Annotated in this window: 1 protein-coding gene and 1 pseudogene; both read right to left on the reverse strand. The window is 63.8% G+C overall.

The window, feature by feature from the left end:
- Positions 1-387, reverse strand: a pseudogene (locus tag A2I95_RS41750) (glycine/betaine ABC transporter); the annotation flags it as partial.
- A 10-nt stretch (positions 388-397) separates the two neighbouring features.
- On the reverse strand, positions 398-1,055 hold a 658-nt coding region (locus A2I95_RS41755; RefSeq protein ID WP_291738133.1), incomplete at its 5' end, for an ATP-binding cassette domain-containing protein.

Consider the following 1,055-nt stretch of genomic DNA (forward strand, 5'->3'; position numbering starts at 1 on the left):
TTTCAGCGAGCCCAGCGAGGACGCGCCCGAGGCCTCCGCCGCCGCAATCTGCTGATGCCGCAGCTCCAGCGTCTGGGCGATCTGCTCGGCCCGGATGCGGAAGTCTCGGCCCGGATCGCCGAACAACCCCAGCCCGATCTGGATATAGGCCAGGGTTTCCAGCAGCAGGAAGCCCAGGAACCAGGACCACAGGCCCCGCGCCCCGAACCAGACCGGCCCCAGCAAACCCGCTGCCCAGTTCAAGGTGAAGCGGTAGCCCGGCGCCTCCATCATGTAGCTGAAGACCTGCTGATAATACGCCTGCGACTGGCCGGTGAACTCTCCCACCAGCGCATTCAGGCGGTCGGCGGTTTCCGGTTTGATCTGTGATTGGCCGAAGTGTTGCATCATAGCCTCCTTACGCCTGGCTGTCCTGAATGGCGCGGATCAGCCCCGCACGGTTGATCACCCCGACAGTGCTGCCGGCATCGGCCACCTTGACAATGCCGTGGCCGTCAACGGCCAGGTCCATCAGGTCGCTCAGATCCATATCGGGCCGCGCCACTTTGGCATCTGTCGGCAGCGCGCCGTGAGTGGCTTCGAACTCCGCCACCGGCTTCATCACCGAATGGGCAAAAATCATGTTCAGCTTGGAGATGCCGGCCACGAAGTCCGCCACGTAATCATCCGCCGGATTGAGGATGATCTCCTCCGGCGTGCCGATCTGCACAATGCGGCCGTCCTTCATGATCGCGATGCGGTGGCCGATACGGATCGCCTCGTCGAGGTCATGGGTGATGAACATGGTGGTCTTGCCCAGCTTGCGGGACAGCTCCATGAACTGATCCTGCAGCTGCTTGCGGATCAGCGGATCCAGCGCCGAAAACGGCTCGTCCAGGAACCAGATGTCGGGCTCGATCGCCAGGCTGCGGGCAATGCCGACACGCTGCTGCTGGCCGCCGGACAATTCGCGCGGGAAGTAATCTTCGCGACCCGACAGCCCGACCAGTTCGATGACTTCCAGCGCACGGGCGCGGCGTGCGTGGCGGTCCTGACCGCGCATTTCCAGCGGGAAG

It is taken from the genome of Leisingera sp. F5, assembly GCF_001593695.1.